Source organism: Pseudomonas moorei (assembly GCF_008801475.1).
Taxonomy (GTDB): domain Bacteria; phylum Pseudomonadota; class Gammaproteobacteria; order Pseudomonadales; family Pseudomonadaceae; genus Aquipseudomonas; species Aquipseudomonas moorei.
The window spans coordinates 276,957-299,252 of sequence record NZ_VZPP01000001.1 but is presented as its reverse complement, the minus strand read 5'-3'; the positions used below and the strand labels follow the sequence as shown (position 1 = coordinate 299,252).

At 58.8% G+C, this 22,296-nt stretch carries 26 protein-coding genes; 16 read left to right on the top strand and 10 right to left on the bottom strand.

The window, feature by feature from the left end; translation table 11 throughout:
* The first annotated feature begins 96 nt into the window (after window positions 1-96).
* The gene (locus F7R06_RS01530) at window positions 97-1,629 is read left to right on the top strand and encodes an EAL domain-containing protein (protein WP_090322249.1); all 1,533 of its coding nucleotides are present in this window, start codon (window positions 97-99) and stop codon (window positions 1,627-1,629) included.
* A gap of 231 nt (window positions 1,630-1,860) precedes the next feature.
* Complete coding sequence (locus F7R06_RS01525; protein ID WP_090322251.1) at window positions 1,861-2,226, top strand: histone-like nucleoid-structuring protein, MvaT/MvaU family; 366 nt, start codon at window positions 1,861-1,863, stop codon at window positions 2,224-2,226.
* Between the two features lie 175 nt (window positions 2,227-2,401).
* Here F7R06_RS01525 and F7R06_RS01520 read toward each other — a convergent pair whose 3' ends face one another.
* Window positions 2,402-2,926: a DUF4946 domain-containing protein gene (locus F7R06_RS01520; protein WP_090322254.1), complete on the bottom strand. Its 525-nt coding sequence runs from the start codon at window positions 2,924-2,926 to the stop codon at window positions 2,402-2,404.
* Window positions 2,927-3,071: 145 nt separating this feature from the next.
* On the opposite strand from F7R06_RS01520, the gene gloA reads away from it, so the two are divergent.
* Complete coding sequence (gloA, locus tag F7R06_RS01515) at window positions 3,072-3,593, top strand: lactoylglutathione lyase (RefSeq protein ID WP_090322260.1); 522 nt, start codon at window positions 3,072-3,074, stop codon at window positions 3,591-3,593.
* A 58-nt stretch (window positions 3,594-3,651) separates the two neighbouring features.
* Here gloA and ahpF read toward each other — a convergent pair whose 3' ends face one another.
* The 3 genes from ahpF to F7R06_RS01500 all read right to left on the bottom strand — a co-directional run bounded on the left by ahpF (window position 3,652) and on the right by F7R06_RS01500 (window position 6,984).
* Window positions 3,652-5,214: an alkyl hydroperoxide reductase subunit F gene (ahpF, locus tag F7R06_RS01510; protein WP_090322261.1), complete on the bottom strand. Its 1,563-nt coding sequence runs from the start codon at window positions 5,212-5,214 to the stop codon at window positions 3,652-3,654.
* Window positions 5,215-5,343: 129 nt separating this feature from the next.
* Window positions 5,344-5,907: an alkyl hydroperoxide reductase subunit C gene (gene ahpC, locus F7R06_RS01505; RefSeq protein ID WP_008155117.1), complete on the bottom strand. Its 564-nt coding sequence runs from the start codon at window positions 5,905-5,907 to the stop codon at window positions 5,344-5,346.
* A gap of 138 nt (window positions 5,908-6,045) precedes the next feature.
* The gene (locus tag F7R06_RS01500) at window positions 6,046-6,984 is read right to left on the bottom strand and encodes a site-specific integrase (RefSeq protein WP_090322263.1); all 939 of its coding nucleotides are present in this window, start codon (window positions 6,982-6,984) and stop codon (window positions 6,046-6,048) included.
* 178 nt (window positions 6,985-7,162) lie between these two features.
* Here F7R06_RS01500 and F7R06_RS01495 point away from each other — a divergent pair, with 178 nt between their 5' ends.
* Window positions 7,163-8,176 carry a DNA-binding protein gene (locus tag F7R06_RS01495; RefSeq protein WP_090322265.1) on the top strand — a complete coding sequence of 338 codons (1,014 nt, stop codon included), beginning with the start codon at window positions 7,163-7,165 and terminating at the stop codon, window positions 8,174-8,176.
* Here F7R06_RS01495 and gorA read toward each other — a convergent pair.
* Complete coding sequence (gene gorA, locus F7R06_RS01490; RefSeq protein WP_090322267.1) at window positions 8,173-9,531, bottom strand: glutathione-disulfide reductase; 1,359 nt, start codon at window positions 9,529-9,531, stop codon at window positions 8,173-8,175. The two genes, F7R06_RS01495 and gorA, sit on opposite strands and share 4 nt — an antisense overlap.
* 129 nt (window positions 9,532-9,660) lie before the next feature.
* Window positions 9,661-10,500 (bottom strand): UTP--glucose-1-phosphate uridylyltransferase GalU, encoded by an 840-nt coding sequence (gene galU / locus F7R06_RS01485; RefSeq protein ID WP_047529432.1) that lies wholly within the window; start codon window positions 10,498-10,500, stop codon window positions 9,661-9,663.
* 291 nt (window positions 10,501-10,791) lie between these two features.
* Here galU and F7R06_RS01480 point away from each other — a divergent pair, with 291 nt between their 5' ends.
* On the top strand, window positions 10,792-10,980 hold the full coding sequence (locus F7R06_RS01480) for a hypothetical protein (protein WP_090322268.1): 189 nt from the start codon (window positions 10,792-10,794) through the stop codon (window positions 10,978-10,980).
* A 313-nt stretch (window positions 10,981-11,293) separates the two neighbouring features.
* Window positions 11,294-11,575 carry a hypothetical protein gene (locus F7R06_RS01475; protein ID WP_090327335.1) on the top strand — a complete coding sequence of 94 codons (282 nt, stop codon included), beginning with the start codon at window positions 11,294-11,296 and terminating at the stop codon, window positions 11,573-11,575.
* An 11-nt stretch (window positions 11,576-11,586) separates the two neighbouring features.
* Here the strand turns inward: F7R06_RS01475 and F7R06_RS01470 are convergent, their stop codons facing one another.
* Together F7R06_RS01470 and F7R06_RS01465 are read right to left on the bottom strand one after the other, a co-directional pair.
* Window positions 11,587-11,817, bottom strand: coding sequence for a hypothetical protein (locus F7R06_RS01470; RefSeq protein ID WP_090322271.1), 231 nt, complete (start codon window positions 11,815-11,817; stop codon window positions 11,587-11,589).
* Between the two features lie 72 nt (window positions 11,818-11,889).
* Entirely contained in the window at window positions 11,890-12,246 is a 357-nt protein-coding gene (locus tag F7R06_RS01465; RefSeq protein WP_090322272.1) for a hypothetical protein, read from the bottom strand.
* 212 nt (window positions 12,247-12,458) lie between these two features.
* On the opposite strand from F7R06_RS01465, the gene F7R06_RS01460 reads away from it, so the two are divergent.
* The 5 genes from F7R06_RS01460 (at window position 12,459) to ada (ending at window position 15,605) form a co-directional block, all read left to right on the top strand.
* A complete protein-coding gene (locus F7R06_RS01460) occupies window positions 12,459-12,761 on the top strand; it encodes a DUF1883 domain-containing protein (RefSeq protein ID WP_057400164.1) in 303 nt (100 codons plus the stop codon).
* Between the two features lie 33 nt (window positions 12,762-12,794).
* Window positions 12,795-12,965, top strand: coding sequence for a hypothetical protein (locus tag F7R06_RS30695; RefSeq protein ID WP_090327338.1), 171 nt, complete (start codon window positions 12,795-12,797; stop codon window positions 12,963-12,965).
* A gap of 127 nt (window positions 12,966-13,092) precedes the next feature.
* Entirely contained in the window at window positions 13,093-13,779 is a 687-nt protein-coding gene (locus F7R06_RS01455) for a 2OG-Fe(II) oxygenase (protein ID WP_090322274.1), read from the top strand.
* Between the two features lie 5 nt (window positions 13,780-13,784).
* Window positions 13,785-14,450, top strand: coding sequence for a DNA oxidative demethylase AlkB (gene alkB / locus F7R06_RS01450; protein ID WP_090327340.1), 666 nt, complete (start codon window positions 13,785-13,787; stop codon window positions 14,448-14,450).
* An 87-nt stretch (window positions 14,451-14,537) separates the two neighbouring features.
* On the top strand, window positions 14,538-15,605 hold the full coding sequence (gene ada / locus F7R06_RS01445; RefSeq protein ID WP_090322277.1) for a bifunctional DNA-binding transcriptional regulator/O6-methylguanine-DNA methyltransferase Ada: 1,068 nt from the start codon (window positions 14,538-14,540) through the stop codon (window positions 15,603-15,605).
* On the opposite strand, the gene F7R06_RS01440 is transcribed toward ada, so the two are convergent.
* Window positions 15,602-16,060, bottom strand: a complete 459-nt coding sequence (locus F7R06_RS01440) for a GyrI-like domain-containing protein (RefSeq protein ID WP_090322279.1) — start codon at window positions 16,058-16,060, stop codon at window positions 15,602-15,604. The two genes, ada and F7R06_RS01440, sit on opposite strands and share 4 nt — an antisense overlap.
* Window positions 16,061-16,122: 62 nt before the next feature.
* On the bottom strand, window positions 16,123-17,106 hold the full coding sequence (gene acuI / locus F7R06_RS01435; RefSeq protein WP_090322281.1) for an acrylyl-CoA reductase (NADPH): 984 nt from the start codon (window positions 17,104-17,106) through the stop codon (window positions 16,123-16,125).
* Between the two features lie 314 nt (window positions 17,107-17,420).
* Here acuI and F7R06_RS01430 point away from each other — a divergent pair, with 314 nt between their 5' ends.
* The 5 genes from F7R06_RS01430 (at window position 17,421) to F7R06_RS01410 (ending at window position 22,266) form a co-directional block, all read left to right on the top strand.
* The gene (locus F7R06_RS01430) at window positions 17,421-18,485 is read left to right on the top strand and encodes an NAD(P)H-dependent flavin oxidoreductase (protein ID WP_090322284.1); all 1,065 of its coding nucleotides are present in this window, start codon (window positions 17,421-17,423) and stop codon (window positions 18,483-18,485) included.
* Between the two features lie 153 nt (window positions 18,486-18,638).
* Window positions 18,639-19,406: a molybdate ABC transporter substrate-binding protein gene (modA, locus tag F7R06_RS01425; protein WP_090322287.1), complete on the top strand. Its 768-nt coding sequence runs from the start codon at window positions 18,639-18,641 to the stop codon at window positions 19,404-19,406.
* A complete protein-coding gene (gene modB, locus F7R06_RS01420) occupies window positions 19,407-20,087 on the top strand; it encodes a molybdate ABC transporter permease subunit (RefSeq protein WP_090322290.1) in 681 nt (226 codons plus the stop codon).
* 3 nt (window positions 20,088-20,090) lie between these two features.
* A complete protein-coding gene (modC, locus tag F7R06_RS01415; protein ID WP_090322292.1) occupies window positions 20,091-21,170 on the top strand; it encodes a molybdenum ABC transporter ATP-binding protein in 1,080 nt (359 codons plus the stop codon).
* 76 nt (window positions 21,171-21,246) lie between these two features.
* The gene (locus F7R06_RS01410) at window positions 21,247-22,266 is read left to right on the top strand and encodes a DNA topoisomerase IB (protein WP_425415203.1); all 1,020 of its coding nucleotides are present in this window, start codon (window positions 21,247-21,249) and stop codon (window positions 22,264-22,266) included.
* The last annotated feature ends 30 nt before the right edge of the window (window positions 22,267-22,296 follow it).

The following is a 22,296-nucleotide window of genomic DNA, read 5'->3' as shown; positions in this document are numbered from 1 at the left end:
GGGCCAACTATCATGGCTCGGACCCGAACTCTTAATGGGAGGCGCCTCGCCCTGCCAGCATTTGAGAGCCTAACTTGATCGCTACAGGTTTCACGAATGCCGCTCAAAGCCAAATCGCGCAGACGCAGTATCAGGATTGCCGTGACTCTGTTGAGCGGGTTGCTGCCGGTTTTATTGGGCTCTGTCATCCTTTATATGCAGGCTGAACGAGCACTCAGGCAAAGTGCTCAACAGACCGCCGAAGAAGCCATCCGCCAGTTCGAGCTGATGCTCGACAATACCGCCCAGGCGGCCCGTGAGTTATTGCCGCTGGCCGGGCAAAGTTGCAGCGATGTCAATCTGGCCCTGCGTGAACAGGTCACGCGGCGCCCCTTTGTGCGTTCGACCAATCTGGTATGGGACGACACCATTTATTGCAGTTCCCTGTTCGGCGATTATCACGAGAAGATGGCGTCCGGGGATTTCAGCCAAGGCCAGTTGGAATTGATGAAGGGCAATCCGGTCACTCCTGATACGGCTCTGTTGGTGTATCGCCTCGGCATGGGCAAACAGGGCGCCATGAGTACTCTGGACGGATATCACCTGAGTAACGTGCTTCGGCTGATTGGGCGCCAGACATTGTTGTTTCTGCAAATCGGGCCCAATTGGTTGACCGTCGACGGCAAGTTTCACGTCGACATGCTGCCCGACGTCCCGGTGGCGCCAACCAGTCTCGCCTCTTCTCGTTATGGGTTCAGCGTGACCGCCGGTTTTCCCAAGGGTGAAACCTGGCTTTACATGACCAGTCAGTATCCCCCGCTGTTCAGTTTGCTGATCTTTTTCGGCGTGATTTCCGGGTCGATCGGATACTTTCTACAAAAGCGGACATCGTCACCGACCCATGAAATGCGTCGTGCGCTGGAGGCGGCGGAGTTCGTTCCGTATTTCCAGGCGGTGGTGCATGGCGCAACTAAAAAGATCACCGGCATCGAAGTGCTGATGCGCTGGAATCATCCAAAAGAAGGTCTGGTGCGCCCCGACCTGTTTATTCCATTTGCCGAACATTCCGGGCTGATCGTGCCCATGACCCGCTCCTTGATGCAACAGACCGCCAGACTGCTCGCGCCCCTGTCGGCATCGTTCACCGAACCCTTTCATATCGGCATCAACATTACCGCCAGTCACTGCCAGGACCTGGAACTGGTCAAGGATTGCCGCGATTTTCTCGAGGCTTTTGCCCCCGGCTCCGTTCACCTGGTACTGGAATTGACCGAGCGCGAACTTATCGAACCTACCGCCCTCACCCACAGGCTGTTCGAACAAATTCGTGATCTTGGCGTGAAAATCGCCATCGACGACTTCGGGACCGGCCATTCCAGTCTCGGCTACCTGCGTCAGTTCAATGTGGATTTTCTGAAGATCGACCAGAGCTTCGTCGCCATGATCGGCGTCGACACACTGTCTGGCCATCTTCTGGACAGCATCATGGAACTGGCGGACAAGCTAGACCTGGCAATGGTTGCAGAAGGTGTGGAAACTCAGGAACAAAGTGATTACCTGACCGCGCATAACGTTAACTATCTGCAAGGCTATCTATTTGGCAGACCGATGCCTGGCGCGGAGTTCATTAGTGCATTAAGCGATCATTAACTAGCCGCCTTAGCGATAGGCCGCGTTTTTGCGCACCAATTTGAATCAAAAAACTAATCTTGTTACATGACCATAAAGACATGATTTACTCTTGGTCAATTAACTACTACAATTTTTCCTGCCTGCGGAAATTTGGCAGGTGAGCCATTATCACCGAGTCGCTTCAAGGCTCTTGGCTTATAGCTTTGTTTGCGGTTGGTATCAGCCAAACACACTATTGGAGTAAAGATATTGTCCAGACTCGCTGAATTTCGTGCCGCTGAAAAAGCGCTTCAAGAACAGCTCAAGCAGCTTGAATCCCTGAAGAACGATGCCGGGCTCAAGAAAGAAATCGAGTTCGAAGAAAAGCTCCAGGGGCTGATGAAAACCTACGGCAAGAGCCTGCGCGACATCATCGCCATTCTCGATCCGAACCCGGGCAAATCCGGCCTGCAGCAAGTCGCAGCACCTAAAACCCGCCGCGCGCGCGTGGTCAAGGTTTATCAGAACCCGCACACCGGTGAACTGATTGAAACCAAGGGTGGCAACCATCGCGGCTTGAAAGCCTGGAAGGAACAATACGGTGCTGCCACCGTTGAGTCCTGGCTGCGTGGCTAAACGCTCGCTGCTGAAAATCAAAGCCCTGCCAATGCAGGGCTTTTTCATGAACACCATCCAATTGCAACGATCAGGGCCGATCAACTTGCTACTTGCCGGCCAACTTTGTGCTTAATCCCTTTGGATATCTAAACATTTCAACGCCCGCAAAAAAAGCAGTCATTGAAGCGCTCAACTAAAGTTTCAAGCCGTTACGCGCCACCGCTATTTCATCCTGACTCGCTTTATAAGCGTCAGCCTGCCCTGCATAGGAAAGAACATAGGCTTTATCGGCATCCACCGCCGCGACCAAAGTTTGCGAAAGCACGTGACGTCCGTTTTGCGTGATGGTGCAGGTAGTTTCCAGCGCCGATAAACGGCTCAAGGTTGCCGGGTGAATCCGGTTACAGACGCTTTGATAGCCACTCTGGAAAAAGTCCTTCTGCACTGACTTGCGCATTTCCAGCAACACGCCCTGCAGATTGACCTGATGACCGCTTTCCACCCGGGTCGTGGTCAGCTCCATCACCATGACCGGCACGCCTCCCTGGTCGTTTTTCACGGCACGCTGGCGGCTGACCCCGGAAGTCGAATCCCCTTGCGGAACCTCTTCGACTTGCCAGCCAGCGGGCCAGGTCATGACCGGCGCATCGGCGCGCGCACTGACAACCGCTGAAAGCACGCCGATCAAGACGAACAGGGTTTTACAGAATCGACTCATTACAATGCACACTCACTGGGGGAACCCTGAAGTCTGAGCTTCGACCGGCCGTCAGGCAATAGCAGACGGTTTTGGTTTGGTGATGTCACAGCCCTTGCGTATCATTGTTGCCATTCTTCAGCCCCACTTGTTTTCCGGAGGGCCCATGAGCCTGCAAGAACTGAACACCTTCCCCGGCGTGACCGCGCAACCCGATACCGCGACCCAGAAGTTTGTCTTCAACCACACCATGCTGCGGGTCAAGGACATCACCAAATCCCTGGACTTCTACACCCGGATCCTGGGTTTCTCGCTGGTGGAGAAACGTGACTTTCCGGAAGCCGAATTCAGCCTGTACTTCCTCGCCCTGGTCGATAAAAACCAGATCCCGGCCGATGCTGCAGCGCGCACCGAATGGATGAAATCGATTCCCGGCATTCTCGAACTGACCCACAACCATGGCACCGAGAACGACCCGGATTTCGCCTATCACAATGGCAATACCGACCCACGCGGCTTTGGTCACATCTGCATTTCGGTGCCGGACATCGTTGCCGCGTGCGAGCGCTTCGAAGCGCTGGGCTGCGACTTCCAGAAACGCCTGAATGACGGACGGATGAAGAGCCTGGCCTTCATCAAGGACCCGGATGCCTATTGGGTCGAGATCATTCAGCCAGCACCGCTGTAACTGACTGCATAAAAACCCCATGATCACTCATGGGGTTTCGTGTTTTCAGCGCCGCGGTTTATGCCGGGGCGGACGTGCGGATCAGGTGATCGAATGCACTCAGGGAAGCCTTGGCGCCCTCACCCACGGCAATCACGATCTGCTTGTACGGCACGGTCGTCACGTCGCCAGCGGCGAATATGCCCGGTGCCGAGGTCTCGCCACGGGCATCGACGATGATCTCGCCGCGCGGCGACAACTCGATGGTGCCCTTGAGCCAATCGGTGTTGGGCAGCAGACCGATCTGCACGAAGATCCCCTCCAGGTCCACCGTCCGCAGCTCATCACTCTGACGATCCTTGTAGCGCAGGCCGTTGACTTTCTGCCCGTCGCCGGTGACTTCAGTGGTTTGCGCGCTGGTAATCACGGTGACGTTGGGCAGGCTGTGCAACTTGCGCTGCAAGACTGCGTCCGCGCGCAGCTGCACGTCGAACTCCAGCAGCGTCACGTGGGAGACGATACCCGCCAGGTCGATAGCCGCTTCGACACCGGAGTTACCGCCACCAATCACCGCCACACGCTTGCCCTTGAACAGCGGGCCATCGCAGTGCGGGCAGTACGCCACGCCTTTGTTGCGATACTGCTGCTCACCCGGCACGTTCATTTCCCGCCAGCGCGCGCCGGTCGCCAGAATCACGGTCTTGGCTCTGAGCTTCGCACCGCTGGCGAAATGCACCTCGTGCAGCTCACCGTCCTTGCCCGCTACCAACTTGTCGGCACGCTGCAGGTTCATGATGTCCACGTCGTACTGCTTGACGTGTTCTTCCAGCGCCACCGCCAGTTTCGGCCCTTCGGTTTCCTGCACTGAGATGAAGTTTTCGATGGCCATGGTGTCCAGCACCTGCCCGCCAAAACGCTCCGCCGCCACGCCGGTACGAATGCCTTTGCGGGCTGCGTAGATCGCCGCCGAAGCACCGGCCGGACCACCGCCAACCACCAGCACGTCAAAGGCTTGCTTGGCGCTGATCTTCTCGGCCTGCCGCTCGATGCCACTGGTGTCGATCTTCGCGAGAATTTCTTCCAGGCCCATGCGGCCCTGGCCGAAGTTCACGCCGTTGAGGTAGATGCTGGGCACCGCCATGATCTGGCGCTCATCGACCTCAGCCTGGAACAGCGCGCCGTCGATGGCGACATGGCGGATGTTCGGGTTCAACACCGCCATCAGGTTCAGTGCCTGGACCACGTCCGGGCAGTTCTGGCAGGACAGCGAGAAATAAGTCTCGAAATTGAACTCGCCTTTGAGCGAGCGGATCTGTTCGATCACTTCGACACTGGCCTTCGACGGGTGACCGCCGACTTGCAGCAAGGCCAATACCAGCGAAGTGAATTCATGGCCCATGGGGATGCCGGCGAAACGCAGGCTGATATCGGCGCCCGGGCGATTGATCGAGAACGATGGCTTGCGTGCATCGTCACCGTTGTCGAGCAAGGTAATCTGGGTGGAAAGACTGGCAACGTCTTTCAACAGTTCAAGCATTTCCCGGGATTTCGCACCGTCGTCGAGGGAGGCAACGATCTCGATCGGCTGGGTGACCCGTTCCAGGTACGATTTCAACTGGGCTTTAAGATTGGCGTCCAACATACGGGCGATTTCCTTTGTATTTACAGACATAAAAAAACGCCCGAGCGAATCTCGCCCGGGCGTTTTTATTGGGCGGTGCAGCTTGCTTAGAAGGTGCGGAAGTCCGCCCTGATGAAACGCGTCACAGACTTAGATCTTGCCGACCAGGTCCAGGGACGGAGCCAGAGTGGCCTCGCCTTCTTTCCACTTGGCCGGGCAAACCTGGCCTGGGTGAGCTGCGACGTACTGGGCAGCCTTGATCTTGCGCAGCAGCTCGGAAGCGTCACGGCCTACACCACCGTCGTTCAGCTCGACGATCTTGATCTGGCCTTCAGGGTTGATCACGAAGGTGCCACGGTCAGCCAGACCGGCTTCTTCGATCAGTACGTCGAAGTTGCGGGAGATGGCGTGGGTCGGGTCGCCGATCATGGTGTACTGGATTTTGCCAATGGCTGGCGAGGTGTTGTGCCAGGCCGCGTGGGCAAAATGAGTGTCGGTGGAAACGCTGTAGATCTCGACGCCCAGCTTCTGGAAGGCGTCGTAGTTGTCGGCCAGGTCTTCCAGTTCGGTTGGGCAAACGAAGGTGAAGTCAGCCGGGTAGAAGAAAACAACAGACCACTTGCCTTTCAGGTCAGCGTCCGAGACTTGTACGAAATCGCCGTTTTTGTAAGCGGTCGCTTTGAACGGTTTAACTTGGCTGTTGATGATAGGCATCGTTGACTCTCCGTCAGGGGTTAAGAAGTTGATGGAGAGAACTTTACTCACTCGACGGACGGTTGGCTCATTGGCAAACCTCATGCCGCTGATTGGCTTTCGCTATTAGCCAACGTTATTAATAGAAGAAAACCGAATTTACGGCTCCAGCGGCTTTTCCGAGAGGCGGGCCATGCCCAGGAACGGACTGGCTTCGATGTAGCGCATGGCGGATTTCATGTCCTTCCACCCCACATAGCTCATCAACGACTTCAAATCCCAGCCACTCTGATGCGCCCACGAAGCAAAACCACGGCGTAACGAGTGACTGGTATAGAGCTCGGCCGCAATGCCCGCACGCCCCAACGCCTGACGCAGCAGCGGAATGACGCTGTTGGCGTGCAAGCCCTCCTCGCTCAGATGCCCCCAGCGATCGATGCCGCGAAAAACCGGACCTCGGACCAGTGCCGCTTCAGTGATCCAGTCGATATAGGCCTGCACCGGACATAACCGCTGCAATGCCGGTGTCTGGTAGGTCCGACCGAGGTTTTCCCGGTCACTCTTGCTGCGCGGCAGGTACAGGCTGATACCCGAACCGGCACTGGCCTGCACGTGCTCGACCTGGAGGCGACACAGCTCATCGCTACGGAAGCCACGCCAGAAGCCGAGCAGAATCAGCGCGGTATCGCGCCTGGCACGCAGCAGCCCCGGACGATCGCCATTAGCCCTGGCCGCTTGCACCTCTTGCTCCAGCCAGCCGATCACTTGCTCAAGATGCTGCAGTTGCAGTGGCTCGGCCTGTTTCTCCTGGGCCGGATGCAGTGCGCGAATCCCCTTGAACACCTTGCGCACCACAGGCGCCTTGGTCGGGTCGGCAAACCCCTGACTGTTGTGCCACTGCGCCAGTGCCGACAACCGCAACTTCAAGGTGTTGATCGACAACACGCCGGCATGGGCCACCAGATAGCGCGCCACGCTGTCGGCCGTCGCCGGCAGGAACCCGCCCCAAGTGACTTCGAAGTGTTCGATGGCGGCGCGATAGCTGCGACGGGTGTTGTCGCGTGTCGCCGCTTGCAGGTAACGGTCCAGCTCACTCATGGCTCCAACTCTCGAATGCGTACTGCTTTTGCAGGTGCAAAAGCGGATTTCTGCTTATCACACGGGGTAATACCAGTATATCCCGTGTCAGTTAGTTGCTGTTTTTATCTTTTTCTTTTCGATGGTACACTGTGTATTACGGCATTACGTACCACACATCAAAATCGCAGGAGAAATCATGGCCCGTGGCGGCGTTAACAAAGCAGTGGTCCAAGCCGCGCGTCTGGCGATCCTCGCCCGTGGCGAAAACCCGAGCATCGATGCAGTACGAATCGAGATGGGCAACACCGGCTCGAAAACCACAATCCATCGCTACCTGAAAGAATTGGGTGAAGGCACTCAACCTGAGGAGACAGACGCACCGGTGCCTATCGACGATGAGTTGCTGGCCCTGGTGTCGCGGCTGGCGCAGCGCCTGAAGGAACAGGCACAGGAACCTATCGACCAGGCCCGCGAGCAGTTCGAACAGCAACGCAAGGACCTGGAAACACGCTTGCAACAGGCCGAGCAGGCCAATACGCAATTGCAGCAGCACTACGAACTGCAGAGCCTGGCGCTGGCCCAGGAATCCGAGGCCCTGCACAGCACCCAATCCATGCTGCAGACCGAACAAACCCGCAATGCCGGGCTGAACCAGGCGCTGGCAGATTTCGAATTGCGCTTGCAAGACAAGGACGAGCAGATCCGCTCGCTCGAAGAGAAACACCTGCATGCCCGCGACGCACTCGAGCACTACCGCAGTGCCGTCAAGGAGCAGCGTGAACAGGAACACAGCCGCCATGAAAGCCAGGTGCAGCAGTTGCAGATGGAGTTGCGCCAGGCCCAGCAAAGCGCTCTGGTACGCCAGGACGAAATCACCCAGTTGCACCGCAACAACGAGCGCCTGTTGACCGAGAACCGGGGAACCCTGCGTGAGCTGAGCTTGCTGCAAGAACAGCTCAAGCAGAGCAACAGTCGCCAGGATCAGTTACTGGAACAGGCCAATCGGGTTGACGGCGAACGCACCCTCCTCCAGGAACGCTTGCGCGTCGCCCTGCTGGAAAGTCAGTCGCTGAAACAGAACGTCGATGAACAGCTGCAGATCAACAAGTCGCTGGAAATCGAATTGATCAAGGCGCAGGCAGAACGGGAGGAAAGCGAGCGTCTGGCGGCTGCCGTTGCGACAGCGCCAGACACCGCCAGGGACGATTAACCGGCGACCGGTGTACGCATGGTGACGAACTCTTCGGCGGCCGTCGGGTGCACGCCGATGGTTTCGTCGAAGTGGCGCTTGGTGGCGCCGGCTTTCAAGGCAATTGCCAGCCCCTGGACGATCTCACCCGCCTCCGGACCGACCATATGGCAGCCCAGCACCTTGTCGGTCGCGGCATCCACCACCAGTTTCATCAACGTGCGCTCCTGGCATTCGGTCAGGGTCAGCTTCATCGGCCGGAAGCGGCTTTCGAAGATCACCACATCGTGCCCAGCGTCACGCGCTTCTTCTTCGCTCAAACCGACGGTGCCAATGTTCGGCAAGCTGAACACCGCCGTCGGAATCATTTTGTAATCCACCGGACGATACTGCTCAGGCTTGAACAGGCGACGGGCTACCGCCATGCCTTCGGCCAGTGCCACCGGCGTCAGCTGCACCCGGCCAATCACATCCCCGAGCGCCAGAATCGACGGTTCAGCAGTCTGATACTGCTCGTCCACCTCAACAAAGCCTTTCCCGTCAAGTTTCACCCCGGTGTTTTCAAGCCCCAGGTTGTCCAGCATCGGTCGACGACCGGTGGCGTAGAACACGCAGTCGGCTTCCAGTTGCCGGCCATCCTTGAGCGTCACCTTCAGAGTGCCGTCGGCTTGTTTGTCGATGCGCTCGATGTCGGCGTTGAATTGCAGATCCATGCCGCGCTTGGTCAGCTCTTCCTGCAAATGCTTGCGCACCGAACCGTCGAAGCCACGCAGGAACAGGTCGCCGCGATACAGCAACGTGGTTTTCGCACCCAGTCCGTGGAAGATCCCGGCGAACTCGACGGCGATGTAGCCACCGCCGACCACCAGCACTCGCTTGGGCAGTTCCTTCAGGAAAAACGCCTGATTAGAGCTGATCGCGTGCTCATGCCCCGGAATCTGCGGAATCTGCGGCCAGCCGCCAGTAGCGATCAGGATGTGTTTGGCACTGTGGCGCTCGCCATTGATCTCGACCGTGTGCGGATCGATGATCGTGGCGTGACCTTCATGCAGGGTCACGCCACTGCTGACCAGCAAATTGCGGTAAATACCGTTCAGGCGATTGATCTCGCGATCCTTGTTGGCGATCAGCGTCTCCCAATCGAACTGCGCCTCATCGAGAGTCCAGCCAAAGCCCGAAGCCTGCTCGAAGTCTTCGGCGAAGTGCGCGCCGTAGACCAGCAATTTTTTCGGCACGCAGCCGACGTTGACACACGTGCCGCCCAGATAGCGACTCTCGGCCACGGCCACTTTCGCGCCGAAACCGGCTGAAAATCGAGCCGCCCGCACACCACCAGAACCGGCACCAATCACATAAAGGTCAAAATCGTAGGCCATTTTCTATCTCCTCGGCAGGCCATCAGCATACCCGCCACCATGGGTTGGGCAAGCGCTGCTATCGATTTAGGGCCAGAAAATGAAAAGCCACCCGAAGGTGGCTTTTCAGTACAAGCAGCAAAGGCGCTATCAGTAAGCCTTGCCAGTCTTGTAGAAGTTCTCGAAGCAGAAGTTGGTGGCATCGATGTAACCTTCGGCGCCGCCGCAGTCGAAACGCTTGCCCTTGAACTTGTAGGCAATCACGCAACCATCCTGCGCCTGCTTCATCAGGGCGTCAGTGATCTGGATCTCGCCACCTTTGCCTGGATCGGTCTGTTCGATCAGGCTGAAGATGTCCGGCGTCATGATGTAACGACCGATGATCGCCAGGTTCGACGGAGCATCTTCCGGTTTTGGCTTCTCGACCATGTTACGCACGCGGTACAGGTCGTCACCGATCAGGTCGCCTGCAATCACGCCGTACTTGCTGGTTTCTTGCGGATCTACTTCCATGATCGCGACGATGGTGCAGCGATACTGCTTGTACAGCTTGACCATCTGCTTGAGTACGCCGTCACCTTCGAGGTTGACGCACAGGTCATCCGCCAATACCACGGCGAAAGGCTCGTCGCCGATCAGCGGACGACCGGTGAGGATGGCGTGACCCAGACCTTTCATTTCCGTCTGGCGCGTGTAGGAGAACGAGCACTCATCCAACAGGCGGCGGATCCCGACCAGGTATTTCTCCTTGTCGGTGCCCTTGATCTGGTTTTCCAGCTCGTAGCTGATGTCGAAGTGGTCTTCCAGGGCGCGCTTGCCGCGACCGGTGACGATGGAAATTTCGGTCAAACCAGCGTCCAGAGCTTCTTCGACGCCGTACTGGATCAGTGGCTTGTTTACCACCGGCAGCATTTCTTTGGGCATGGCTTTAGTCGCTGGCAGGAAGCGAGTACCGTAACCGGCTGCTGGGAACAAGCATTTCTTGATCATAAAAGTCCTTGAAAGGGCTGTGTGTACGAGTTTCGGCGCAGTCTAATCAGGCGGCGAGCACCTTACAATGCCCCGCACCAGCTAACCGATGCCATCATAGAGAAATTTTCTTGCGGATAGTTCCGCAGACAGCTGCGCCGATCGCCCGGCGGCCTGTTATTGATAGCAGACGCCGTCAGACTTGCACGTTTGTCAACCGAACGGCAATCGCACCACCATACGCCCATCGACACCCGTTGCATGCATTTGGCGCTATCATGGCGCAATTGAACCAGCCAACGAGGCAGATAGATGTCGGCAGCAAAGAGCGTCAACGGTTTCCTGATCAACAAGGCGAAGGACGGACAATGGTGGGTAGGCAGCGTGGCCGGTGAAAATATCGCCGGGCCCTTTGCGACCGAAGCCCTGGCGATTGAAGTGGCATCGGTGCTGGAGCTGGAGCACCCGGAACCCAAGCGACGCGGCAAGGACAAGAGCTGATCGACACCCGAGGCGCCCCATAAGCCCTGCCATTGTGCAGGGCTTTTTTAGGGGCATTGCAGCGTGGGCACCATTCTCTTTAGGAGCGAGCTTGCTGGTGATGGTCGTCAACGATAACTCGCTTGAACAGGATAAACGCGGCGCACTTGAGGGCATCGCCAGCAAGCGGGCTCCTTGTACTGCGTTAGCTTTGTTTCGCAGGATTGCGTGAAGAACCTTTCTTATGAATTTCGGCAAGAAGTGGCCTATCGCTATAACCTTTTGCCGCCGGCGCTGTCACAGCTTTGCCCACCTCCTTGACGATGACAACGACATGACTAAATTCTTGCCACTGATTGCGATACTGGCCCTGAGCGGCTGCGCAACATCCCAAACCACGTACCTCAATGACGGCGAACAAGGTCTGGCCATCGATTGTTCCGGGGAAGCCAACTCCTGGGCTACCTGCTACGAAAAGGCCGACGCCTCCTGCGCCGGCACCGGTTACCGGATCGTGGGCACCGATGGCACGCCAGCGACCAAGGAAAGCGACAAAACCCTGGGTGTCGACGTCGGTAACTACAAGAACCGCAGCGTCGTGGTGGTCTGCAAGTAAGGTCATTGGCCTTACATGTGGATTTCGGCGAACTTGATGCCGAGGCCGCGCACGGTCTCGATCAGATCGTCGAGGCGACTAAAGGATTCGACTTCATCGTTGTCATCCACCAGAAAAAAGCTGCGGCCGCCGCTTTTCTTGAAAAAAACGATCCACTCCCCCCGATCCGCCGGGTTCTGAATCACATGGGTGCCAGAGATTTGCCCCTGTGCATGGTGCTCCCGTACCTGCTCTCGCTTCATGCTCGACTCCAGAAATGACAATGCCGCCAAAGCCTTGCTTTGACGGCATCGATGCTGACTGTCGGCATTGTATCAGCCGGAAATGCACACGGTGGCGGCATCGCGCACATCCCGTGGGCGCAGGGGCACATTGGACATACGTTCATGCAGCTTGATGCTGCTGCCGCCGGAACGATGTTCGATATCAAATACCGCGGCCGGCCCCGACGAGAACTTCTGCGGCACGATCACCCGCACGTCATCCTTATGCGTTTCGATCTGCAAGGCACCACGGCTGCTGGCGAGCTTTTCGCTCAAGCATTGCGCGTACTCGTGGGGCTTCTTGCCTGAAATCACGTTCATGGTGGGCAAGGTCTCGCTGATCTCCGCGACACTTGCACAACCACTGATTGCCAGAAACAACGGCAGGACCCACGCACCCCACTTCATAGAAAACCTCCGATAAAGACCCTCCGACAGCAAAGACGCTGTTTTTCTCCAAGGCATACTGTATTTAACGCCCAAGGAATGCCCGATATCAGTTTTTTATTGCCAAATCGGGCGTCAACGACCGGATAATAACGCCTGCGGGCTGATAAACTGCGCCAATCGCCCATTGCTATCGTTTTGATTTTGTAGAAAAAGCCCTTCTGGAGGCGCCCATGAAATTTATCCACCAGCGCGAGCACCTCAATGAAGACGACATCGTCGTCATCCAATGCTCCCAAATGTGCAATATCCGCTTGATGAACGACGCCAACTTCCGCAGCTTCAAGAATGGCGGCCGTCACACCTACCACGGTGGCGCGTTCGACACCTTCCCGGCCCGCATCACCGCGCCGAGTACCGGTTTCTGGAACATCACTATCGACACGGTCAACCGCCGGGCGATCAGCGTGACCCGCAAACCGACCCTGACTCACTCGATCAAGATCATCCGCCGCTCCAGCTCGAAATTGAGCTGAGTGCCCCCAGTCCGCACACAGACAGGTATGACCGTGGCCCAAACGACCAAATACGTCATCAAATACAAGCTCAACGGCGAGCGTCGCTTCGAATTTGCCCAGCTTGAACACGGCACCCCGGAAGAGGCCAAAGCCGCGCTGGACGCCATTCACGGCCAGAGCGAAGACGTCATCAGCGATATCAGCGTCAGCAAAGCGCTGTAATGCCCAGGGGAGCGGCAACATGGATGTCTGCTCCCGGCGTTGAAAATTCGACCGCAAGTGTCGGAGTGTTCGCGCCATCACCGCCCCTTAGACTGGCCGTCTCACCTTTATTCAAGGAGTCGGAACCATGTCCATCGACTGGGCGCGAGTGGAACAGCAACTCGACCAGGACGGTTGCGCAGTCCTGCGGTCGCTGTTGAACCCTGATGCCTGTGACTCGATCAGCGCTCTCTACCCTCGATCCGAGCCCTTTCGCTCGCAAGTGATCATGGCTCGCCACGGATTTGGCCGTGGCGAGTACAAATACTTCCGATACCCGTTGCCGGATCTCGTTGCCCGATTGCGCAAGGCGCTCTATCCACGTCTGGTCCCGATTGCCAATCGCTGGCACGAACGGATGGGGTTGCCGAACCGTTTTCCTCAAGACCATGAAGATTTCCTCGCCCTTTGCCACGCTGCCGGCCAACAACGCCCGACGCCATTGCTCCTGCAATATGGGCCCCAGGACTACAACTGCTTGCATCAGGACCTGTACGGCGAATGCGTGTTCCCGCTGCAAGTGGCGATCTTGCTGTCAGACCCGGGGGAAGATTTCACCGGCGGCGAATTCGTGCTGACCGAACAGCGCCCACGCATGCAGTCACGCCCACAGGTTATCGATCTGAGGAAAGGTGATGGCGTGATCTTTGCGGTCAGTCAACGGCCGGTCAAGGGTACCCGAGGCGACTACCGGGTGACGATGCGACACGGCGTGAGTCGCCTGCACAGCGGAAAACGGCATACCCTAGGCATTATTTTCCACGACGCATTATGAACACCATGAAGCCGACCACCCTTGATCTGTTCGCCGACGCGGAGCCCGTGCAGCAACCCCGGCGCGAGCAGATTGGCGAACAGTCATACGTCTTGAGGGGCTATGCCCTGCCCTGGCTGGAGCGTTTACTGCCGGCACTGGCGGCTGTGCTGACAGCGGCACCGTTTCGGCAGATGGTCACGCCTGGCGGTTTTACCATGTCGGTCGCCTTGAGCAGTTGCGGCCATTTGGGCTGGACCACCGACCGCAGCGGTTATCGCTACACGCGCCACGACCCGCAGACCGGCCAGCCCTGGCCGGAAATGCCGGAAGTGTTTTTGCAATTGGCACAAGCCGCGGCGCGGGAGGCCGGATTCAGCGATTTTGTCCCCGATTCCTGCCTGATCAACCGATACGTCCCGGGGGCGAAAATGTCATTGCATCAGGACAAAAACGAAAACACCTACGCCGCGCCGATCGTCTCGGTATCGCTCGGGTTGCCAGCCATGTTCCTCTTCGGAGGTTTTGAACGCACTGACAAAAGCCAGCGTGTACCGCTGCTGCACGGCGACATCGTGGTCTGGGGCGGTGTCGATCGCTTGCGATATCACGGCGTCCTGCCGATCAAGGAAGGCCAACATTCACTGCTGGGTGAACAACGGATCAACTTCACCTTCCGCACGGCAGGATGAATCTTTCGGATTTGACCGCAAGCAGCGGAGTGTGACGACATTCCAACGTGGTTAATCTGCCGCAAACAGGTCAACGGACATACCGCCATGACAAGCCAATCGCCAAACATCAGCACCGAACAGGATCCTCGCTGGGCCGCCGTCGTCGCTCGTGACCCGCAGGCAGACGGACAGTTTGTTTATGCGGTGAAAACCACCGGGATCTACTGCAACCCCAGCAGCCTGGCGCGTTTACCAAAGCCGCAGAATGTCGAATTCTTCGATACCGCCGAACAGGCGCAAGCGGCGGGTTATCGTCCGAGCAAACGCGCGGCGAAAGATCAAAGCGCCGTGGCCGCGCAGCATGCCGCCACCGTGGCCGCCGCTTGCCGGCAGATCGAAAACGCGCAAGAACTGCCTGCATTGAACGAACTGGCCGCGGCCGCAGGCCTGAGCAGCTTTCACTTCCATCGTGTATTCAAGGCGGTCACCGGCCTGACACCCAAGGGCTATGCGGCGGCGCATCGTTCACGCAGGGTTCGGGAGCGTTTGACCGATGGCGGTTCGGTAACCGACGCGTTGTACTACGCCGGTTTCAACTCCAACAGCCGCTTTTATGAAACCGCGGATCAACTGCTGGGCATGAAACCCACGGATTACCGCGCCGCCGGCCAGAACAATGACATCCGTTTTGCCGTCGGCCAATGCTCCCTCGGCGCGATTCTGGTGGCGCAAAGCGCACGCGGGGTGTGCGCGATTCTGTTGGGCGACGACCCGCAGCAACTGGTCTGCGATCTGCAGGACAAGTTCCGCCGGGCCAATCTGATTGGCGCCAATCAAGACTTCGAGCAACTGATCGCCAGGGTCGTAGGGTTCATCGAGGCCCCGGCGCTCGGCCTGGACTTGCCTTTGGATGTTCGTGGCACGGCGTTTCAGGAGCGGGTGTGGCAAGCCCTGCGGGACATTCCCGTGGGCAGCACGGCCAGCTACGCCGATATCGCCCGGCAAATCGGCGCGCCGAAAGCCGTTCGCGCGGTGGCTCAGGCCTGTGGCGCGAACAGCCTGGCGGTCGCGATCCCCTGCCACCGCGTGGTGCGCAGCGATGGCAATCTGTCGGGGTATCGCTGGGGTGTGGAGCGCAAGCGGCAACTGCTGGAACGGGAAGCGCAGCCCTAGACGATGCCGATATACACCGCCACGGCCTGCTCGGCGCTGTAGCGTTCGAAGTCAGTGGCGTAGCGCCGCTGGATCTGCGGGTTTGCCTGGAAATAACCCCAGATGCGTTGCCAGGCCTCGATAACCGCAACAGGCATCGGCCCCTTCCCTTCGAATACCAGGTACTGGCCCGCTTCGATGCTGATCGTCTCATAGCCTTGGACCGGGGTCGTGACGGCGATCCCGGCGGTCACATCGAATGCCCCGCCGGCATCCGACTCGTACCCGGAATACACGCCGTAGACCGCTGATTCGGGTTGTTCCGGGGCAATGCGCTCAAACAATCGTTCGCTGTAGAAACGCCCCCACATCGGACCGATCTTCGCCGTATCGGCCGATTGCTCCGCACTGTTGAAGGTCCGTACCTTCAGCCCCGAAATGTTCATCGGAGCCACGTAGACCTGTTTGATTTCCATTGAGGCGCCACTCCCTGTCGTGAGGTATGCGGCCCCCACGAGCCGCAATGGCGCCCACCTTGTCAGCGATTGACGTCGACGACAACCCTGCCCCGCAGTTGGCCGGCGAGCAAGCGCGGTGCCGCTTCAATCGCTTCGCTCAACCCGATTTCATGGCTGATCAGCGGCAACAGGGCAAAATCCAGATCCCTGGCCAGACGGTCCCACGCCTGCACGCGCTTGGCCTTGGGTTGCGTCACGCTGTTGATGCCCGCCAGGGTCACGCCACGCAAGATGAAGGGGGCGACAGAGGCCGGGAAGTCCATGCCCTGCGCCAGACCACAGGCCGCGACCGTCCCGTTGGCCTTGGTGCTGGCGCAGGCATTGGCCAGGGTGTGGCTTCCGACCGAATCGATGACCGCGGCCCAGCGTTCCTTGGCCAGGGGCTTGCCCGGCTCGGACAACGTGGCGCGGTCGATGATTTCGCTCGCCCCCAGTTGCTTGAGGTAGTCGTGTTCCGAAACACGGCCGGTGGACGCCACCACCCGATAACCCAGTTTGCTCAGCAGTGCGATGGCGAAACTGCCTACGCCGCCGTTGGCGCCCGTCACCAGGATTTCGCCTTGCTCGGGGGTCACGCCGTTATGCTCCAGCGCGAGAATGCACAGCATGGCCGTATAACCCGCGGTGCCGATGGCCATTGCCTGGGCAGCGGTAAACGCCTTGGGCAGCGGAATCAGCCAGTCGCCATTCAGACGCGCCTTCTGCGCCAGGCCACCCCAGTGCCCCTCGCCAACCCCCCAGCCATTAAGCAGGACTTTGTCACCCACCTTGTAATCCGGATGCTCGCTGACTTCGACGGTACCCGCCAGATCAATCCCCGGCACCATCGGGAATTTTCGCACCACCGGGCTGCTACCGGTGATCGCCAGGCCATCCTTGAAGTTCAGGGTGCTGTAGTCGACACGCACGGTCACATTGCCTTCAGGCAACTGGTTGTCGTCGATCTGCTGCAGCGCGGCGCGGTAACCGCTGTCGTCTTTCTCGATCAAAATACCTTGGAACATCACTGCCTCCTGGTGAGATCACTCGTTGTGGTTTGAATTAAATACCACATCGTAAAAAAATGCCGCATTCGACTTTAAGCCAATCCATAATACCGCCGGTTTTTTCCATGACCTGCGGCCATGCTTTTTTTGGCGTTCAGGCTGGCTCGTCCGGTAACTCGCGAATCGATGCCTGACCCATCACCTTTTTGGCGCCGGTGGCGGGCTGCGTCGCCGCTGATTCAGCTGCAAACTTGACTGGCCTTGGGTCAGCCTTTGCTGCTACAAAACCGCTTAAACCGCCCTGCCCGGTTTCAACGTCGGAGACCTTCCAAATGAACCCATGGCCAGACACGCGTATTCTTGATCTGTTCGGGATTGAACTGCCCGTTATTCAAGCCCCCATGGCCGGTGCCACCCAGTCGTCCATGGTGATTGCGGCAAGCAATGCCGGTGGCCTGGGCTCGATGCCCGCCGCCATGCTCAGCATCGAGCAATTGCGCGCGGAGCTGACGACCATTCGTCAACACAGCGCGCGCCCGTTCAACGTCAACTTCTTCTGCCACCAGCCGCCGGCTGCCGATGAGCAACGCGCGCGAGACTGGAAAAACCTGTTGGAGCCCTACTACCGGGAGCTGGGCGTCGACTTTGATGCGCCGACGCCAGTGTCCAACCGCGCGCCTTTCGATCACGCAGCCTGTGAGGTGGTCGAAGAATTTCGCCCCGAAGTCGTAAGTTTCCACTTCGGTCTGCCGGAACAATCCCTGCTGGATCGGGTGAAAGCCACCGGCGCAAAGGTAGTGTCCTCGGCCACCACCGTCGAAGAAGCCATCTGGCTTGAGCAGCATGGCTGCGATGCGATCATCGCCATGGGCTATGAAGCGGGAGGACATCGCGGGATGTTTCTCAGTGATGACCTGAGCAGCCAGGTCGGGATCTTTGCCCTGGTGCCACAAGTCGCCGATGCGGTACGGGTACCGGTGATCGCTGCTGGCGGCATTGCCGACGCACGAGGCGTCGCGGCCGCCTTCATGTTGGGCGCTTCGGCGGTACAAGTGGGTACGGCCTATCTGTTCACCTCGGAAGCCAAGGTCAGTGCGTCTCATCACCAGGCATTGCGTACCGCCAGGGAAAGCGAGACCGCCGTCACCAACATTTTCACCGGACGCCCGGCGCGCGGAATCCTCAATCGGGTCATGCGCGAGTTGGGGCCGATATGCGACAAGGCGCCGGCCTTTCCGCTGGCCGGCGGCGCGTTGATGCCTTTGCGTGCGAAGGGCGAAGCGGATTTCAGCAACCTCTGGGCCGGACAGGCGTTCCCGCTGGGGAAGGAAATGACAACGGCAGAGCTGACCCGGCGGCTTGCCGAAGAAGGGTTGGCCAAGTTGCTTGGGCGCTGACGATCCCTCAAGCCAACACAAATCTGTGGTGAAGTGGGCAAGCTCCCTCACCACAGTCCAGTGCAACTCATTCCGTTGGCAGGCATTTCGCTATATATTCTCGTATATAGCGTTACCACCCCCTCTCTGTAATGCCTGTCACGGAGCCGTTTCATGTCCCTTAGCGCCTCACGTTTTGCCCCCACTTGTCTGGCCAGCGTTCTCGCTGTATTCGCCTTTGGCTCTGCCCACGCGGACGAAGTCCAGGTGGCGGTTGCAGCCAACTTCACCGCGCCGATCCAGGCAATCGCGGCAGACTTCGAAAAGGACACCGGTCACAAGCTGGTGACCGCCTTCGGCGCGACGGGTCAGTTCTACACCCAGATCAAGAACGGCGCGCCGTTCGAAGTGTTCCTCTCGGCGGACGACACCACTCCGAAAAAACTCGAAGACGAAGGCGACACGGTCAAGGGCTCGCGCTTTACCTACGCTGTCGGCACCCTGGCGTTGTGGTCGGCCAAGGAAGGCTATGTCGATGCCCTGGGCAAGGTCCTGAGCGACAACCAGTACCAGCATCTGTCCATTGCCAATCCGAAAGCCGCGCCGTACGGCCTGGCGGCCACCCAGGTACTGGCCAGGGAAGGTCTGACCGACAAGGTCAAGGACAAGATCGTTGAAGGCCAGAACATCACCCAGGCCTATCAGTTTGTCTCCACCGGCAATGCGGAATTGGGCTTTGTCGCGCTGTCGCAGATTTACAAGGACGGTAAAATCACCAGCGGTTCGGCCTGGATCGTGCCGGCCAACCTGCACGACCCGATCAAACAAGACGCGGTGATCCTAAACAAAGGCAAGGACAATCCGGCTGCCAAGGCACTGGTTGACTACCTTAAAGGGCCAAAAGCCGCCGCCATCATCAAGTCCTACGGTTACCAACTCTAAATGACGCTATCGAGTGCCGACTTTTCCGCCATCTGGCTGACCCTGAAACTGGCGTCCCTGACGACCGTCATCCTGTTGGTGATCGGCACTCCGCTTGCGTTGTGGCTCTCGCGCACCCAATCCTGGCTGCGCGGCCCGGTCGGGGCGATCGTCGCCCTGCCCCTGGTGCTGCCGCCCACGGTGATCGGCTTTTATCTGTTGCTGGCGCTGGGTCCAAACGGCTTTGTCGGCCAGCTCACCCAATCACTGGGGCTGGGTACCCTGACCTTCAGTTTTGCAGGGTTGGTCATCGGTTCGGTCCTGTACTCGATGCCGTTTGTGGTCCAGCCTCTGCAAAACGCTTTTTCCGCCATCGGCACGCGCCCGTTGGAAGTGGCCGCGACCCTGCGCGCCAATCCCTGGGACAGCTTCTTCAGCGTGACTCTGCCCCTGGCCCGCCCCGGCTTCATCACCGCAGCCATTCTCGGCTTCGCCCACACGGTCGGCGAATTCGGCGTCGTGCTGATGATCGGCGGCAACATTCCCGATAAAACCCGGGTGGTCTCGGTGCAGATCTACGATCACGTCGAAGCCATGGAATACGCCCAGGCCCATTGGCTGGCCGGGGCCATGCTGGTGTTCTCCTTCGCGGTGTTGCTGGCGCTGTACTCCAGCCGTAAAACCAAAGCAGGCTGGAGCTGAGTGATGATTCAAACGCGCCTGAAATTGACTTACCCGGGGTTCCACCTCGATGTCGACCTGCAACTGCCCGGCCGTGGTGTCACGGCACTGTATGGGCATTCCGGCTCGGGCAAGACCACCTGCCTGCGCTGCATCGCCGGTCTGGAAAAGGCCGATCAAGGCTTTATCCAGGTCAACGATGAAGTCTGGCAGGACAGCGACAGGAAGATTTTCGTGGCGCCGCACAAGCGGGCCCTGGGTTACGTGTTTCAGGAGGCCAGCCTGTTTGCGCATCTATCGGTGCTGGGCAATCTGGCGTTCGGTCTCAAGCGTATCCCGAAACCGCAGCGTCGGGTCGACATGGCCCACGCAACCGAACTGTTAGGCATCGGCCACCTGCTGGATCGCCATCCACAACACCTGTCGGGAGGGGAGCGCCAGCGAGTCGGCATCGCCCGCGCCCTGCTCACCAGCCCGAAACTGTTGCTGATGGATGAACCGCTGGCGGCGCTGGATGCCCAGCGCAAAAGCGAAATCCTCCCCTACCTGCAACGGCTGCACAACGAACTGGACATCCCGGTGTTGTATGTCAGCCACTCCCAGGATGAAGTGGCGCGCCTGACCGACCACCTCGTCCTGCTCAGCAACGGCAAGGCGCTGGCCAGCGGCCCGATCGGCCAAACCCTGGCGCGCCTGGACTTGCCTCTGGCGCTGGGCGACGACGCCGGCGTGGTGATCGAAGGCAGCGTCAGTGCCTACGACAGTGACTATCAATTGCTCACCCTGCAACTGCCCGACACGGACTTGAACATTCGCGTGGCGCACACGCCGATGGCCACGGGTCAGGCGTTGCGTTGCAAGGTTCAGGCGCGGGATGTCAGCCTGAGCCTGCACAGTGCCGAGCAAAGCAGCATCCTCAATCGCCTGCCGGTCACCGTGGTCAGCGAGTTGGGCGCCGACAATGCCGCCCATGTGCTGATCCGTGTCGATGCGGCGGGGACCCCGCTACTGGCGCGTATCACCCGCTTCTCCCGCGACCAGTTGAACGTCCATCCCGGCCAGCAACTCTGGGCACAGATCAAAGCCGTGGCGGTGCTCGCGTAAAGGCATTGGCACGACTGCAGCGGCGTGGGGTCAATGCCTGTAACGGCCCCCTGACTTCTTGCCAAGGACTATCGCCATGCCCGATGCGCTGCCTTCCGACTTGCACTATGTCGATGACACCCAACCGGGAATCAGCCGCAGGAAACTGCGCGGCAAGTTCTGCTATTTCGATCCGACGGGACAACGCATCACCGAGCCGGACGAGATCCAGCGCCTCAACGCCCTCGCAGTGCCGCCGGCCTACACCGATGTGTGGATCTGCGCCGATCCGCGCGGGCACCTGCAGGCCACCGGCCGCGACGCTCGGGGTCGCAAGCAGTACCGCTATCACCCGCGCTGGCGTGAGGTTCGCGATCTGGACAAGTATTCGCGCCTGCGGGATTTCGGCCTGGCCTTGCCGAAACTGCGCAGACAGCTGGAAGCCTTGTTGGCCGCTCCGGGCTTCAGCCGCGACAAGGTCATGGCCACGGTCATCACCTTGCTCGATGCCACGCTGATCCGCGTCGGCAACACTCAATATGCCCGGGACAACCGCTCCTACGGCCTGACCACGCTGCGCAACCGGCATGTCGAGATCAACGGCAGCGCAATCCTGTTCCAGTTCCGTGGCAAAAGTGGCGTCGAACATCAGATCACCGTGAAAGACCGGCGACTGGCACGCATCATCAAGCGCTGCCAGGAGATCCCCGGACAAAACCTGTTTCAGTACCTCGATGAAAACGGCGAGCGACACACCGTCACGTCCTCCGACGTCAACGCCTACCTGCAAACCCTGACCGGTGCCGACTTCACTGCCAAGGACTACCGCACCTGGGCCGGCAGCGCGCTCGCCCTGGCGGTGTTGCGAGAGTTGCAATGGCGACCGGAATCGGAGGCGAAACGACATGTGGTGGAGATGGTGAAAAACGTCGCACGACAGTTAGGCAATACGCCGGCAGTGTGCCGCAAGTGCTATATCCATCCAGCGGTGCTCGAAGGATTTCTATTGGGTGCGTTGGCTGAGTTGCCGAAGCCACGAATGCGTAAAGGCCTGCGCGCCGAGGAAGTCGGATTGGCCATGTTGCTGGAGAAATGGGTGTCTGAACCGACGAATTGACTTGTCTATTTTTTGCACGATTGCAAATGA

Excerpts from the sequence above, each read along its gene's own strand:
- F7R06_RS01500 (WP_090322263.1), bottom strand. The coding sequence starts at position 6,984 with ATGAGTGAGCTGGACCGTTACCTGCAAGCGGCGACACGCGACAACACC.
- F7R06_RS01465 (WP_090322272.1), bottom strand. The coding sequence starts at position 12,246 with ATGAAGTGGGGTGCGTGGGTCCTGCCGTTGTTTCTGGCAATCAGTGGT.
- modB (WP_090322290.1), top strand. The coding sequence starts at position 19,407 with ATGACGCTATCGAGTGCCGACTTTTCCGCCATCTGGCTGACCCTGAAA.
- ahpF (WP_090322261.1), bottom strand. The coding sequence starts at position 5,214 with ATGTTGGACGCCAATCTTAAAGCCCAGTTGAAATCGTACCTGGAACGG.
- F7R06_RS01440 (WP_090322279.1), bottom strand. The coding sequence starts at position 16,060 with ATGGAAATCAAACAGGTCTACGTGGCTCCGATGAACATTTCGGGGCTG.
- F7R06_RS01410 (WP_425415203.1), top strand. The coding sequence starts at position 21,247 with ATGCCCGATGCGCTGCCTTCCGACTTGCACTATGTCGATGACACCCAA.
- gorA (WP_090322267.1), bottom strand. The coding sequence starts at position 9,531 with ATGGCCTACGATTTTGACCTTTATGTGATTGGTGCCGGTTCTGGTGGT.
- F7R06_RS01475 (WP_090327335.1), top strand. The coding sequence starts at position 11,294 with ATGACTAAATTCTTGCCACTGATTGCGATACTGGCCCTGAGCGGCTGC.
- F7R06_RS01480 (WP_090322268.1), top strand. The coding sequence starts at position 10,792 with ATGTCGGCAGCAAAGAGCGTCAACGGTTTCCTGATCAACAAGGCGAAG.
- ahpC (WP_008155117.1), bottom strand. The coding sequence starts at position 5,907 with ATGCCTATCATCAACAGCCAAGTTAAACCGTTCAAAGCGACCGCTTAC.
- ada (WP_090322277.1), top strand. The coding sequence starts at position 14,538 with ATGACAAGCCAATCGCCAAACATCAGCACCGAACAGGATCCTCGCTGG.
- F7R06_RS01455 (WP_090322274.1), top strand. The coding sequence starts at position 13,093 with ATGTCCATCGACTGGGCGCGAGTGGAACAGCAACTCGACCAGGACGGT.
- F7R06_RS01430 (WP_090322284.1), top strand. The coding sequence starts at position 17,421 with ATGAACCCATGGCCAGACACGCGTATTCTTGATCTGTTCGGGATTGAA.
- F7R06_RS01520 (WP_090322254.1), bottom strand. The coding sequence starts at position 2,926 with ATGAGTCGATTCTGTAAAACCCTGTTCGTCTTGATCGGCGTGCTTTCA.
- acuI (WP_090322281.1), bottom strand. The coding sequence starts at position 17,106 with ATGTTCCAAGGTATTTTGATCGAGAAAGACGACAGCGGTTACCGCGCC.
- modC (WP_090322292.1), top strand. The coding sequence starts at position 20,091 with ATGATTCAAACGCGCCTGAAATTGACTTACCCGGGGTTCCACCTCGAT.
- modA (WP_090322287.1), top strand. The coding sequence starts at position 18,639 with ATGTCCCTTAGCGCCTCACGTTTTGCCCCCACTTGTCTGGCCAGCGTT.
- galU (WP_047529432.1), bottom strand. The coding sequence starts at position 10,500 with ATGATCAAGAAATGCTTGTTCCCAGCAGCCGGTTACGGTACTCGCTTC.
- gloA (WP_090322260.1), top strand. The coding sequence starts at position 3,072 with ATGAGCCTGCAAGAACTGAACACCTTCCCCGGCGTGACCGCGCAACCC.
- F7R06_RS01460 (WP_057400164.1), top strand. The coding sequence starts at position 12,459 with ATGAAATTTATCCACCAGCGCGAGCACCTCAATGAAGACGACATCGTC.
- F7R06_RS01530 (WP_090322249.1), top strand. The coding sequence starts at position 97 with ATGCCGCTCAAAGCCAAATCGCGCAGACGCAGTATCAGGATTGCCGTG.
- F7R06_RS01470 (WP_090322271.1), bottom strand. The coding sequence starts at position 11,817 with ATGAAGCGAGAGCAGGTACGGGAGCACCATGCACAGGGGCAAATCTCT.
- alkB (WP_090327340.1), top strand. The coding sequence starts at position 13,785 with ATGAAGCCGACCACCCTTGATCTGTTCGCCGACGCGGAGCCCGTGCAG.
- F7R06_RS01495 (WP_090322265.1), top strand. The coding sequence starts at position 7,163 with ATGGCCCGTGGCGGCGTTAACAAAGCAGTGGTCCAAGCCGCGCGTCTG.